The following is a 13,615-nucleotide window of genomic DNA, read 5'->3' as shown; positions in this document are numbered from 1 at the left end:
ACTCATTTATCTAAAACTTTTACATTGAACTTCTAACTGCTTGGTCAGATTCACTCTCTGAAAATGGGTCTTTTTCTGCAAATTGCTCATAACCTTTGCCTGCAACTGGAGGGGTGTTAATCAAATTTACTGTCGCGATGTGTTCAATTCGAAATACCAGCTCTCCTGAGGTCTCTTTGTTGTCATAATCATGAATTAAATCGTCATTCCCCCAATACTTAACCTTCGACATTAAAATAAACCCAGAGCCAATTTCATTGTTTGAAATAGATTCATAAAGAGGCTTAGATACCTCCCCATAGTAATAATAAGACTCTATCTCACCGCCTTCTTCTGGGACATTAAACTGCGCAAAAACCCAAACCCGCTCAGCATCGTTCAACATTTTAAGCGCAGAAAACTCATCTAACGGACTACAGCCAAGTATTGCTGACATTAATAAAGTTAAAAATATAAACTTCATCCGACCTCCAAGTCGATTTTATAAAAACGCTTCCTGAACTTATTATACAAACCGAATTAAGAAAATAACTAGGCAAATATTAATTATTTAATGTGGAATTTATAGTTATTCTTATTTTGAAATATTAGTTCATAATAATTAGTAATAGACTAACGAGCATAAAGGCGTTTTATTAACACACTATCTTCTGGACAACTTAAGTTCACTAGTGCTTTAAATTCATCTTTCGAGAGCACTCGGCCATGGTGAGACGACACAAAATGTTCAGCCTGAATACCAAGCTCGTTAAGCCTCTCGTTTAAAACCTGCGCCCGATAATATACATCTCGACTTGGCCAGCTATTAGGTGAATGAAACCCCGCCTCCAAGCTACTGCCAAACATATCCTCCGCAAATACAACCTTTTGCTTTGGTAAATACACAACGAGGTTATGATCAGCATGGCTGCTTGGGACATCAAAAACCTGTACCTGGTTATTGGCTAGCATCATACCGTCGTGTAGCAACGTACTATTTTTTGGTGTTAAAGGCTGTTCTACACTCGCTTCTACCGCCTTTTGATGTTCCGCCATCAAAAGTATTTTAGCGCCATGTGTACTGACTTCATTTAACCCCATTAAATGGTCGTCATGGTGATGTGTCACAATAAATTGAGACACTGGCTTTTTAGTGCCCAGATGCTGTTTCAACTTGTTTAACCTTTGCTGCCAAGTGAATGTATCATTAGGCATTTGCCATGAGCCGGCCGAGATATAGGATGTGCCAATATCAACAAATAAAGTAAAGCTCCATCCTTGACCAACTAAAAATACGCCCTTAGCAATTTCATTTACGCTCGCCTGTGCAAAATCTAAAAACGTGTCGTTGTCGCTAAGTTTGTAGCCATCAGGTTTTAGCACTAAGGGGAATGTTGATGTACTCTGTGTGACAACGCGCTCTGTAACATGCAAGGTGGGTTTATGCTCGTGACTTACAAGCGTTTGACTCGCCCATGTAAGCCCTTGATTATTTTGTGTATGGCCTAAAAAGTCATAACGCGTCATTTTTCCGTTTTCTTTCGTTATTAAACGCGACAACAGACCAGAAGCTGAACCGATATAAGCTGTTTTACGCACTTGATTAATCGTCCAATTAAGTACCGTATGAGCGTCCCCTTGAATATAGGTAACCCCACCACTGCTCACATCTGCGCGGTTGTCACTGAGCTCCTTAATAATTAGCGTGTCTACACTCGGCTCCATATTAAAAGCCACAGAGTCCCAACTCATTCTAGTGCTGGGCTGATACGTTTGCATGCAATGATCTACCTTCATGCCTTTGCCATTTAGATAACGTCTATCAAGCGTAACTAATGAATGATAGCCATAATTACCAATTAAGTTCTCATCACTGCGTTTAAACGATTTACTTTTGGCAGCAAAATTAATTTCAAGTTGTTGCTTATACCGATGTAACACCAAACTGTGCGAGCCCTCTTCAACATGGCCACTTTGCCCTTGCATGTAACGATAAAGTGACTCCTCCACCTTTAATTGTTTTAGTTTTGAAATTTTGTCAGTACCATAGACTTCAGCAGCGCGCGTAATTGCTTTGATGGCAGCCTCATCTGCGTAAGCAGAGCTACTTTGAAACACCACGAGTGCACAAAGCAAAGCTCGACAGTCATGTGTCTTTGACCACGTTTTTTGTATGAAATAGATACGCATAATATTTCCCTTCATATGAAATGACTTTTGCGCCACTACTGTGCTTTAAAGCCCGAAAAGCACAACAAAGGCACACTGAGGAATTCATGATGAATAGCTGATATCTATAATTTACAATAGGTTATATAATATTTTGATACTCGACAGCCTCTGATTAACTGCATATACTCGAGCATACTTCGAGCCGTAAAATAAGATTATGTCCCCAACGCAGCGTTTTTATATTCAAGAACATCTCATAGACTTATCTCGTTCTGAAATCTCTTATGCAGAGCAAAGTACCAAGGTAGAACCCAAAATTTTACAGGTACTGCTTTTACTCGCACAAAACGCGCCTGAAGTGGTTAGCCACCAACAAATCATGGATGAAGTTTGGAAAGGCAGTGAAGTTGTCCCAAATGCCTTACAGCGGTGTATTGCACGGCTAAGAAAAGTACTTGGGGATGATGCAAAGTCGCCACATATCATTGCGACACATCCCAAAATAGGTTATCGGCTCATGGTAGATGTGCAATGGCTGCCCGAAAATAAAACTAAATTCGCCGCCATGCAAAGCTCGCTGAGTCTCAAACAGGCTCTATATTTTGGGCTGCCGTGTGTTTTGATTATTATGCTTGGCTTAGTGACATGGTGGCATACGCAACCCGAAGCTTTAAAGGTGAACTCTTTTAAACAGATCACTTATACAGATGCCTTTGAGAGTGAAGTAACCTATAGTCCCGATGGACAATACATCGTATTTAATCGCCATACGCACTCATGCCAAAGCCATATCTGGGCTAAAAACCTACAAACAGGTATTGAAAAACAACTAAGTGTAGAGCCCGGCTTTTACCGCGATACACGTTTTACACCGGATGGGCGTAACATACTTTATACAAAGCAACGCCATTGTGATCAAAGCAAAACGACACAACACGAACCGTTACAGGCTAACTGCTGGCAAATCAATATGCTGAATTTTGCTACCGCCTTAAATACACCGCAAGTTGCGACTGTGCCCTATCAGTGCCAAGCCAACTCGATAACACGACCCGTGGCGCTGCCAAACCACCAATATGCATTTTTAAGCCGTCAAGGTAACACGCAGACCTTAATTAAGTTCAATGCACTGGCACAGCACTCGAATACCCTATTTAACTTGGTAGGTCATTCAATTTATACGTATGACTATGACCCAATACAAGCTCAGTATGCAGTGCTTTCCTTTAATCAAGAAAACCAGCATATGCTGAGCATACTCAGTAAGCATGGCGAACTCTTGCAACAAAACGAAATAGATACAAGCAATCAACAGCTGCAAGTAAGCCACTTTTCTATCCGTTTTTCAGGTCATGGCAATGCATTGTTGGCAGTCTCACATGGTAAGCTTTATCACTTAACACTGGATGGCAAAGTGACTGCGTATCAAACTGCAATCAATGATATTGTGAGTGCGCAATCTCATCCTTTAACTTCAAACATCATCGCCATCAAAGGCAATAAAGATACAGATATTGCACTCATCCCTTTAAGTGGTGAGCTCGAAGTCAAAACAGAGCGCGTAATAAACCAAAGCGTGCAACCATATCCAAGTTTTGCGCGCTCTAAAAGCCGAGAAAAGTATGCGCAATTTCAACCAAATGGTGAGTTGATCGCCTTCATTTCTGATCGCAGTGGACAAGATCAGATATGGCTCTGGGACGGCGTACAAGAAAAGCAACTGACACACTTTTCGCAGCACAGCAAAATAGAGCGGTTTAGCTGGTCTCCAGATGGTCAAAACCTGGCTGTCATTCATAAAACCCAGCTCCACATGGTTAATTTGAATGGAGAAACTCACATCATTGAAGCGCCAGCCCCATTAGTGGAAGTACTAAACTGGCACCCTCAATCAGGGATTTTTGTCACGGCATCTCAGCCCTCTGCCCATACACTTTGGCAACTGGACCTAGACAAGCAAACATTTACAGCCCACTCAGTTGACGATGTTCAGTCAGTCTGGCTCAGTGACCATGCACTCTATATCAGTGACTTTGATGGGCTAGTGTTTAAGCGAACACTTAACTCTGATAGCACTGAATATCAGCGAATGCCGACACTGAATGGCCACAGCTTAGTGTTATACAAACAACACTTTTATAGCTATGACATAAAATCAGGTTACTTAACGAAATACGACTTAAACGGCGAATTCATTAAAAAATTGAAGCCACTAAAGCCCTTTGCATGGAAAATATCAGATATAAAAGGTAACTATGTGTTGCTAGCTCAGCTTATCGAGCTGAATCAAGATGTGGTAGAACTCAGCTTATAATTTTGCGTTATTTTTTGAGTTATTGAGGGAGCTCCACTTCCCAAAGTGCTTGCTTTACTGAGGTATGCGTATTGTTTTTTGTTGGCTCAGTGCTGTGCAAGGTTATTGATGAGCCATCGCGTTTTTCGGGGAGACTAAATTTATAAAAGTGTGTCTGTCCCATTTTAGCTACATTGTAAAATCAACCAAGGCCTAGAAAAATCACAATTCTTAGCTTCGCTTTCCCTGATCCAAAAATACAGCATCCCCATATCACCCCACATTGCTTCTATTTCCTCATCAGAGTCAAATTGTAAAAGCAGCTTCCAATCTAGTAATTCACATCGCAGCTTTTCAGCTTCCTTAGAGTTATAGCCTTCAGGGTTACCACAATAAACACCGCCACTAGCTAACTGGCAGTCTTCTTCCATTGAATCTCCTTGAATGGGGCTTGGAAAACCACCTATTTGGTGTCGAGGTTCATCGCCAAAATGTTCATCGATGAAGTCATAATATTCTTCGTCATCATCTTCTGAAATCCCAAGAGATTCAAAATCCAACCTTTGAACATCAGGGTAGCTAATAAAGCTTTCAGACTTAACGTATTTGATTGACGGTAATAAGTGATCTAAATCAAAATCTGACGGCAGATCATACGGAAATAAATCAGAATGGCCATTCTCATATAGAATTGCCCAACCCCCAAAATCTTTAGGATCAAAACCCCAAGGCCACTCTTCGAGATCATAGAAAAATAAAAGTCTACCCGTTTGAGGTAGCCAGTCTATCTCTTTTTTTGGATTGATTTCTTTTAAATCTAATTGCCCGATGAAGCCAAGAGGTTTTTCATTTTTCCGTGGCCAGTCAAACTGGCCACCAACTATCGGTTTCCCACCAAGAAAGCTCGATGTACGTTTATCAGAGCTCACTATTCGCAAACATTTTTGGCCTAAAGCTAGAACTTTTTCATTCATTGTTTCAACAACTCCATTTTATGGCTAACGTATTGCACAGCGGATTTGGAGACCCTGCGACAAAATCCGTTGCTGACTTTTGCTAGGTATTTTTAGTACTCCACACCAACAACCAACATTATTGGGAACTCTCTGTCCTCTTGACATACTGCCAGATAAAGTATCAATTCCTCAGTTTCCCATATGGCCGACGAAAAAGAACAAGGAACGTAAAACGGCTCCCCCTCTTCTTCGCCCTGATCTTCTGTTTCATCATCAAACTCTTCTTCATCTAATGTGATTCTAGGCTCACCGTACCATCCAGCAAGATCAGAAGCTAAGCCCTGTAAAACAATTGTAAAATCATGAATTACGGAGTCAATTAACTCATCGTCGTGTTGTTCACTCTCTTCATCTAGTACACGGAGTTTAATTACTTCAAATTTCTCTTCACCTGAACTAATAAGGTCCTCTACGAACCGAACAATATCTTCTGGTATTTCTACTTTTTCCATAATCTCTGAACCGATTGATTTATGCTTAACGCCGTTGTAACCGGTTACAAATTTATAAATATGTGCCTGTACCATTTGGTCTTTGCCTTTTTGGTTCTCAGCTATAAATTATCCCGTTGACATGGCTTGTTATATGTGTTTACCAATAAACCTTTATTAATTTATTGTTTTTAAATTCGAACTTTGTAGTGGTACCGAAGAATACATAATTATCTTCAACACTAACATAGTTTGAGTTTTTAACTGCGTTTGGATGCTTTTTAAGTCTCGCAGCCAATTCACTTTGAGACAAGTTTTGAAACTGAAAAAACAATAAACTCGTAAGCTCAGTTATCACCTCATCTCTTTGTTTTATTTCTAACTCAGACATCGTTTGTTCATGTGCCAAAAGGGGATATGAAAAAATAACAAAGAATAATACTAATAGTTTACGCATGACTTCCTTGGACATATAAACCTCTGCAAAGGGGCTGGTAATGTTTGACTAAATTTGTGCCGACCCTTTTCGGGTTTTAAAAACACTCGCTCAAATCTTGGTGCAGCTTATTCAAATCACCCTCTAAATAGCGCTTGAACTTCTTGTTCTCTACTGTTTGGGTTGTCATACTTGATCCTTTTTAAAGCAATTATAAAACTGTGTTTTTAAATACAAAGCCATCAATATTGATGAGAGTGAAGATAAAAATATAAATAAAAAAATAAATGAAAAAGGGTTATCGTAAAACCCTATAAGATTACGAATACTCCCTTCTCTATTAGCCTTTCTAAAAAAAAGAGAAAAAATGAATGCAGGCGGACAAAAAACCGCCACCTCCATATGCCATGGCTTTTTCAAAGCTGCTCTACTGAGGATTTTTTTCGTTATTAAACACACAAGAACACCTTGAATTGGCGATAAGAGCAATTGAAAAATTAATAAGCACTTATAAAATTCAGGGTATTTTCCATATTCATTTATATTATTTAAAAAAATTGATCCAGATAGTACTTCATCTAACATCCCAGTCAAATATGACACATCAAAAAACAACCACACGGGTGTTGAAATGAGTAACGGTGAGAGAATAACAACCCATACGATATAGTCTTTTTTAGTCAAAATAGGTCCTCAAAAAACTTAAAATAGAGAATGTGTGTATTAAATTAATAAATATGTGCCTGTCCTATTTGGCTACACCACTAAAACCTATTTATAGTACAAACGCTACGCACATCGAATCACTCTTAAACAATTTGTTATGTATGTTGGGCAATGACATTGTCTATGGATTTGACTGCCGCCGCCCTATGTTTTGATAATTTAAAATGCTTCGGAAGATGCAGTAATGATGCCCTGTACACCCCAAATGCTTCTTCGCGACGGTCGGTGGATGCAAGATAATCCCTTATAGTAAGAGCATGCTCTTTTGACCAAGCCCAAAGTATTTTCCCTTTGACCTCAAATCTCCAATATGCGTCGTCAACCCAATCAATATCAGTAGAGTCACCTTGATAACCACAATTTAAACACGAAACTTCGCATTTAAATGATCCGCTGACTACTTCAGGCTTATAACGAACAAGCTCATTGTTTTCGTTTTTTAGGTTTGGTAGCTCGCTGGCTCTTGCTTCTGCGCTGCATTTAGGGCAGGAAACAGAAAAGTATCGAGGAAAACTAAACCAATCATAAATGTGCGTCATTCTAGCTCGGAGTTTTCACAAAAGTTGTGCCTGTCCTATTTGGTCAACCTTTGAACGCCCATGCCTGAGCGATTTGTTAGGTGCTAATTAACCACCAGCAAAAAAGAAATTATACCTAAAATAATTACACCCATGCTGGCTGCACAACACCAGAGAATTTTGAAACCTATAAACCTGATTCTTTGCCCTGATTTAGAAAAATGTTCAGGAGCTAACGTTAAAGGCCACATATTAGCTTCAATTGATAGCTCTCTTTCTGGTGCAGACGGTAAAATATACTTGTAAAGGAGCTGAGGAAGAACAATTATTGTTAAGCAAAATACAAATGCTAATGAACCTACAAGATAAAAAATGATTGTATCCATTACACCAAACCTTCATTAACAACTAACACTTTTAACTACCACAAACATCGCATAACAACAACGATTCAGATACGTACTGTACCAACCCATAGCATAACAATAATTTAGGCGAATGTAACCAAAACAGAAACTATCAAAGTACTTCACTTGCCACATCGCATTCATCACTAACAGAAATATCCCTCTGTGCTTACTGAATAAGAAATCATAACACTGCGAACACACAACCCTCATCAACATTTACTAAAAGCCTATTTACTTTATGGCAGTAGCTTGAGGTTGCTGTAAGCCCCTAGATTACGAGTACAGCTTAAGATGCAAACTCATCAATAAATTAAAACCAGTCAAGCCCTTCGCTTGGAAAATATCAGACATAAAATAAGTATGTGTTGTTAGATCAGGTTATCTAATTGAATCAAGCTGTACTGGAACTCAGGTAATAATTTTGTATGTTATTTTTGCGTGTTACTAAAGACTTTCCATTTCCCAAAGCACTTGCATTCCTATTGCGTACGCATTGTTTTTTGTCGGCGCAGCCCATTGCAAGGTAATTGACGGGCCATTCTGGCTTTCGGGTGAAGTTAATCTCAGTTCAATGCGTTCATCAAAACAATTTGCCAAAACAACATAGGGAAGGCCTGACACTCGCAACTTGATTGCGTCCGCCTCTAAAAAATGCAAACTATCAGGAATATCTTCGTTTCGCAGAACTTTACCAAATACATCAACAGTATGTACTGAACGTAAACTTTTCAGTGTAAAGTAGGCTTGCTGGAGCTGCTGCGCCGACAGCGCTCTTGCATGGCCCACCGCAGGGTGTGACTCATTAGCAATGCAACCAAAGCCGGTATAAGGGTCTCCATCACAACCTGCTGTTGCCAATAGAGTACAGGGTAAGATGCCCTTGAACAATAAGCCTCTGAAACTCATTTATAGTCCTTTAATTAATCTAGTAACTACCGTGATAATACTCGACTTTATTGCTTTAAAATCATCATCAAAGCAATTAAAAATGCCTGAGCACAGATTTGTACTCAGGCATTAAAACGTTTAATACAAACTAACTTGTTGCTAGTTTATAGTGTGTCTTCTAACCATTTGAAGAATTCACGTTGCCATACGATGCCGTTTTGCGGCGTCAGTACCCAGTGATTCTCTTCAGGGAAGTATAAGAAACGGCTCTCTAAACCACGTAATTTTGCAGCTTGGAACGCCTGAATACCTTGGCCTAATGGTACACGGTAGTCTTTGCCACCATGGATCACAAACATAGGTGCATCCCACTTATCTACATAATTAATTGGGTTGAACTCATTATACGTTTGGTTGATAGACGCATTGCCTTGCTCCCAGTATGGACCACCAAATTCATGGTTTACGAAGAATAGTTCTTCTGTTGTGCCATACATACTGCGTAAATCGAAGATACCACAATGTGAGATGAAGGTTTTAAAGCGACCATCATGGTTGCCCGCTAAATAAAATGCAGAGTAACCGCCAAAGCTTGCACCGATTGCGCCAATGCGCTTTTTATCAACGTAAGATGCTTTTGACACATCATCAATGGCATCAAGGTAGTCTTGCATCGCCTTACCACCCCAATCTTGGGTAATGTCTTCATTCCACTTGACACCATGACCTGGCATTCCGCGGCGATTTGGTGCTACAACGATATACCCTTGTGATGCCATTACTTGGAAGTTCCAGCGGAACGAATAAAACTGTGAAAGCGCAGACTGAGGACCGCCTTGTAGATAAAGTAGTGTTGGGTACTTTTTACTTTCATCAAAATTAGGTGGATAAATCACCCAAGTTAACATTTCCTGACCGTCTTTTGTCGTCACCATACGCTTCTTAACGGTTGGTAAATCAAGGCCTGCATAAAATGCGTCATTGACTTTAGTCAGTGCTGTTAGGTTTTTCTTGCGCAGGTCAAAACGGAAAATTTCTGATGCACGGTTCATGCTGCTACGCGTCACGACTAAGTGCTTATCCATTGCCGCGACAATCCCATTCACATCAAACTGGCCTTTCGTTAGCTGTTTGATCTTTGGTTTAGTACTGACTGATACTTGGAACAATTGGATTGTGCCATCGGTTGGCGCAACAAAGTAAATGCGCTTGCCATCAGGGCTCCATTTGAAGCTATTTACCGTGCCATCCCAATGCTCAGTCAAATTAACTTCTTTGTTTTTGATGCGCACTATGATGTCGTTTTTATCCGCTTCATACCCTGGCACGTCCATTTGAAGCCACGCTAGATTTCCTTTTGACGAAAACGCAGGGCTTTTATCATAACCTAGGTTGCTTTCAGTGATATTGGTTGTTTTTTTACTCGCTAGGTTATAACGATAAATGTCGGTGTTGGTACTGGTAACATATTCAGTACCCGTCAGCTTTTTACTCACATAGTAAATGTTCTCGCCTTTAGGGCCCCAAATGTAATCACTTGAGCCACCAAATGGAGAGGTTGGGCTTGAGTAAGGCTTACCTTCCATGATGTCGACTTTCTTTTCAGTCGCTAAATCTTGATAGAAAACGTGCTTAAAGCCACCATCATTCCACGTGTCCCAATGGCGATAATTCAGGTCATCGAATACATAAGCATTCGCTTGAGACAAGTCTTTATGCCTATGACTAGCTAAAACCGACTCAATATTCACCTTTTTATGGAATAGCTTTTTAGTACCATCAGGAGAGATATTGCTATCAATCAATAGACCTTGATAGGCTTCTAATAGCTGTGTACTTCCGCCTTTAACAGGCACCTGATATACCTTGCTGGCAAAATCATTATTTGCCACGCTCGGCGTCGTTACGCTGTAAATTACATGGGTTTTATCTTTATTTAATCCCAGCGCAGTAACACGTTTAACTTCCCACAGTTTTTCAGGGGTCATCACATCTTGTGCTGACACACCTGCACTTACTGCAAGCCCTAAACTTGCAGAAATAAGAATTCGCAACATAGCGAAATGCCTCCAAAAATAAAAACCCGTCTAGACTACATAAAACCGTCATAACTTAAAAGGAATCAAGGTGATTAACTGGTCACACCTATATTTTGACTGAGTTTAAAATGCGAAATTTATGAAATAGTATGAATTTAAACAAAAAATAAGGGCATCATTGTTAATGCCCTTAAGGGAAGGAATTTGCTTTGTTTGGTTTTGATTTGTCAATATATTTGGGTTGATGACACCATCACCGATTTTAAATACAAATTTGGGGATTAGCCCTCTGTTTAACTATTAACTAGCCCCAAATTTTTGAACTTGTCGATATTGCCTTTTAATGTGTTTTCAGCAAAGTGCAACATTGCTTTATGTAAATGGCTTGCCAGCCCTATACTGTAATGCTCATACATTTCTCGAGATATCGCATTTGTTACAATTGAGTCCGCATAAGCTAAATACCCCTCATAACTTACTCCTTTGAATTCTGTATCGTTATCATGCGTCTTGTAGGTAAACCGATTAGTGATGACATAGTGCTGTTCAACTAAGGCTTGCACCTCTTTACTGCGAACTGGCAAGCTCAGTAATTGCTTATAATTTGAAACCCACACATCAAAATCATGCAGTTCAAGCTCAGCATCCTCGCGACTTAAGTGCTGTAATGATAAATAATACTCATCTAAGGAACCATCTTCTGCGCTTTGGGCCATCATATCTTTCCAGCGCTCTACTTTTTCTAAGGGTAAATCTTTAAATAAAATATCTAAGTTACTTTGACCATTTATTATACTCATTGAATTCTCCAGACTGTTGATAATTAACTGTGTTTTTTCTTGTCTTTTCAACAGCATGTTTTTTTGGTCTTTTAGAGCTTGCAATAAGTCAAAATCTGTTGCGTTTAAAATACTTTGTATTTCTTCAAGGCTAAACTCGAGCTCTTTATACACAATAATTTGCTGCAACTTGATCAGGTGAGTTTGTGTATACTCACGATAACCATTTGCTCCTCGAAGCGGTTTTAACAAACTAATTTTATCGTAATGGTGTAATGTGCGAACACTCACCCCAGCAAGCTGGCTCAATTGACTGACGCTATAACGTTTTGCTTTATTCAACTCTTAATCCTTTGATTACTGCTGAAAGACAAGCCCATCGTTAACTATCACCTAACGTTAGGGTCAAGCATTTTGTAGAGTTTTTCCAATGAAGGTATATCTTGATAAAACCTAATTCACAGCTTTAAGATTTAGCAAAGTACCGAACGTTTAGATATACGACTCGGTACATTTACTAAGCTCATTTAGAGCTCACATATCTCAGAAACTTTATTTTTAGATATAAATTGAGACGCCAACTGAGTAAAACATTTAGGCGCGACCATAGGTAAAATATGCGCAGCATCCTTAACCGTAACAAACTGAACATCACCTAGCTTTTCAAGGTGCTTTGAATGTAATTGAGCTGCTTCATATGGTGTATTTGGGTCTAGCGTGCCCTGCACAATCAAGGTTCTCGGGAGCTGCTTTGGTAACTGCCCAAAATATTTATCACGTGAATATAATGGCGCTGGTACATCTACCAACAATCGAGGTAAGTGACTAGTAAATAGCGCACCTTCTGCCTCTTTGCTCACTATTTCCTTGGTTAAATTGGTCCTACTGTTATTTTCAGAGCTTGTGATCAACATGGAAAGAGGTAAAGAAGGCACTGCTGTTGGGTAAGCTGAAATAATATCGCCTTGCTTGTCTTTAAGTGATTGCAATGTTTGCTTGAGGAGTGACGTATCGCCCGCAGTTAATTGCTTAATTAAATCCGGGATCTGGCTCCGTAAGTCATGATAGTTAAGCAATGAAGCCATGAAAAAGCGAATATCTCCGCCCTCTAGTACCGATTGCCACACTTTATTATCAGACGCTAGTAATGTTTTTAACTGCTTTTCTTGTTTATCTGTCAGTAGCTTACGCCCTACACTATCAACAACTCTGGTGCGATGGCTGATCTCCCATTCAGTATCACCTTCTTTTGGTACAAGTCCATCTAAAATAATACCGTCTAACTTTGGTGAAGCCACTTGCATCAAACGTAACGTCAATTGCGTACCATAAGATACACCATAGACATATACTTCTTTATCAGCGCGGTACTTTTCAATTAAGCCTGCCAGATCCTTAGCAGCATGAGTAATTGTAAACGCCTGTGTTCTTGATGGATTAGCGTATAAAGAGCCTATGCAAGGCCCCCACTCTGTATTACCAAGTGCATAACCCGCTTCACTGCTTGCCGACTCCTGAGCTGGGCAAAGCCGACTAGACTCACCGGTGCCTCGATGATCCGGCACAACAATGTCATACCCTTTAAACGCTTCCCGAAATACAGACAAAAACGGAGTGAACCCTGCTCCTGCTTCACCTGGCCCACCATGTATAAGCCATACTTGTCCGCGGGACTGTTTAGCATCTTTTGTTGGAAATTGACGAACAGCCAGTTCGATTTGGCCTAGATCTGGGTTTGTATAATCAAGAGGCACCTGTGTTTTAGCACATGTTGACGCCTCAAAGCCTGATACATTGGTTGTAACGTCACATGCGCCAAATGTAGCCGCTTGCGCCGATAAAGAAAGAACACCCGCTGACAATAGTGATAATATTTTTAGTTTCAATATGATTACTCCCTAGATAAATCTTCAACATATTGTTTTGTT

13 protein-coding genes are annotated in these 13,615 nt (G+C 39.9%); 1 reads left to right on the top strand and 12 read right to left on the bottom strand.

What is annotated here, in order from left to right; translation table 11 throughout:
- Positions 1 to 19: 19 nt before the first annotated feature.
- Entirely contained in the window at positions 20 to 463 is a 444-nt protein-coding gene (locus AC2CZC_RS15085) for a hypothetical protein (RefSeq protein ID WP_484582421.1), read from the bottom strand.
- 149 nt (positions 464 to 612) lie between these two features.
- Positions 613 to 2,169 (bottom strand): MBL fold metallo-hydrolase, encoded by a 1,557-nt coding sequence (locus AC2CZC_RS15080; RefSeq protein ID WP_484582420.1) that lies wholly within the window; start codon positions 2,167 to 2,169, stop codon positions 613 to 615.
- A gap of 199 nt (positions 2,170 to 2,368) precedes the next feature.
- On the opposite strand from AC2CZC_RS15080, the gene AC2CZC_RS15075 reads away from it, so the two are divergent.
- Positions 2,369 to 4,465, top strand: a complete 2,097-nt coding sequence (locus AC2CZC_RS15075; protein ID WP_484582419.1) for a winged helix-turn-helix domain-containing protein — start codon at positions 2,369 to 2,371, stop codon at positions 4,463 to 4,465.
- A 164-nt stretch (positions 4,466 to 4,629) separates the two neighbouring features.
- On the opposite strand, the gene AC2CZC_RS15070 is transcribed toward AC2CZC_RS15075, so the two are convergent.
- The 10 genes from AC2CZC_RS15070 to AC2CZC_RS15025 form a co-directional block, all read right to left on the bottom strand.
- On the bottom strand, positions 4,630 to 5,418 hold the full coding sequence (locus AC2CZC_RS15070) for a YwqG family protein (RefSeq protein ID WP_484582418.1): 789 nt from the start codon (positions 5,416 to 5,418) through the stop codon (positions 4,630 to 4,632).
- 92 nt (positions 5,419 to 5,510) lie between these two features.
- Positions 5,511 to 5,987, bottom strand: coding sequence for a hypothetical protein (locus AC2CZC_RS15065; protein ID WP_484582417.1), 477 nt, complete (start codon positions 5,985 to 5,987; stop codon positions 5,511 to 5,513).
- A gap of 64 nt (positions 5,988 to 6,051) precedes the next feature.
- Positions 6,052 to 6,348: a hypothetical protein gene (locus AC2CZC_RS15060; protein ID WP_484582416.1), complete on the bottom strand. Its 297-nt coding sequence runs from the start codon at positions 6,346 to 6,348 to the stop codon at positions 6,052 to 6,054.
- 165 nt (positions 6,349 to 6,513) lie between these two features.
- The gene (locus AC2CZC_RS15055; protein ID WP_484582415.1) at positions 6,514 to 7,011 is read right to left on the bottom strand and encodes a hypothetical protein; all 498 of its coding nucleotides are present in this window, start codon (positions 7,009 to 7,011) and stop codon (positions 6,514 to 6,516) included.
- Between the two features lie 137 nt (positions 7,012 to 7,148).
- Complete coding sequence (locus AC2CZC_RS15050) at positions 7,149 to 7,592, bottom strand: hypothetical protein (RefSeq protein ID WP_484582414.1); 444 nt, start codon at positions 7,590 to 7,592, stop codon at positions 7,149 to 7,151.
- A gap of 83 nt (positions 7,593 to 7,675) precedes the next feature.
- A complete protein-coding gene (locus AC2CZC_RS15045) occupies positions 7,676 to 7,957 on the bottom strand; it encodes a hypothetical protein (protein WP_484582413.1) in 282 nt (93 codons plus the stop codon).
- A gap of 468 nt (positions 7,958 to 8,425) precedes the next feature.
- Complete coding sequence (locus AC2CZC_RS15040) at positions 8,426 to 8,887, bottom strand: hypothetical protein (protein ID WP_484582412.1); 462 nt, start codon at positions 8,885 to 8,887, stop codon at positions 8,426 to 8,428.
- Positions 8,888 to 9,033: 146 nt separating this feature from the next.
- Positions 9,034 to 10,926 carry a S9 family peptidase gene (locus AC2CZC_RS15035; protein WP_484582411.1) on the bottom strand — a complete coding sequence of 631 codons (1,893 nt, stop codon included), beginning with the start codon at positions 10,924 to 10,926 and terminating at the stop codon, positions 9,034 to 9,036.
- A gap of 275 nt (positions 10,927 to 11,201) precedes the next feature.
- Positions 11,202 to 12,029 carry a MerR family transcriptional regulator gene (locus tag AC2CZC_RS15030; protein WP_484582410.1) on the bottom strand — a complete coding sequence of 276 codons (828 nt, stop codon included), beginning with the start codon at positions 12,027 to 12,029 and terminating at the stop codon, positions 11,202 to 11,204.
- A gap of 185 nt (positions 12,030 to 12,214) precedes the next feature.
- Positions 12,215 to 13,573 (bottom strand): alpha/beta hydrolase, encoded by a 1,359-nt coding sequence (locus tag AC2CZC_RS15025; RefSeq protein WP_484582409.1) that lies wholly within the window; start codon positions 13,571 to 13,573, stop codon positions 12,215 to 12,217.
- Positions 13,574 to 13,615: the final 42 nt, after the last annotated feature.

This window comes from Pseudoalteromonas sp. MMG033, from assembly GCF_057197785.1.
The sequence above is the reverse complement of the archived record's forward strand: the minus strand, read 5'-3'. Positions and strand labels throughout refer to the sequence as shown.

Bases quoted from the DNA above. Each gene is read 5' to 3' on its own strand.
- AC2CZC_RS15085 (WP_484582421.1), bottom strand. From the start codon at position 463: ATGAAGTTTATATTTTTAACTTTATTAATGTCAGCAATACTTGGCTGT.
- AC2CZC_RS15040 (WP_484582412.1), bottom strand. From the start codon at position 8,887: ATGAGTTTCAGAGGCTTATTGTTCAAGGGCATCTTACCCTGTACTCTA.
- AC2CZC_RS15060 (WP_484582416.1), bottom strand. From the start codon at position 6,348: ATGCGTAAACTATTAGTATTATTCTTTGTTATTTTTTCATATCCCCTT.
- AC2CZC_RS15075 (WP_484582419.1), top strand. From the start codon at position 2,369: ATGTCCCCAACGCAGCGTTTTTATATTCAAGAACATCTCATAGACTTA.
- AC2CZC_RS15045 (WP_484582413.1), bottom strand. From the start codon at position 7,957: ATGGATACAATCATTTTTTATCTTGTAGGTTCATTAGCATTTGTATTT.
- AC2CZC_RS15080 (WP_484582420.1), bottom strand. From the start codon at position 2,169: ATGCGTATCTATTTCATACAAAAAACGTGGTCAAAGACACATGACTGT.
- AC2CZC_RS15070 (WP_484582418.1), bottom strand. From the start codon at position 5,418: ATGAATGAAAAAGTTCTAGCTTTAGGCCAAAAATGTTTGCGAATAGTG.
- AC2CZC_RS15050 (WP_484582414.1), bottom strand. From the start codon at position 7,592: ATGACGCACATTTATGATTGGTTTAGTTTTCCTCGATACTTTTCTGTT.
- AC2CZC_RS15035 (WP_484582411.1), bottom strand. From the start codon at position 10,926: ATGTTGCGAATTCTTATTTCTGCAAGTTTAGGGCTTGCAGTAAGTGCA.
- AC2CZC_RS15065 (WP_484582417.1), bottom strand. From the start codon at position 5,987: ATGGTACAGGCACATATTTATAAATTTGTAACCGGTTACAACGGCGTT.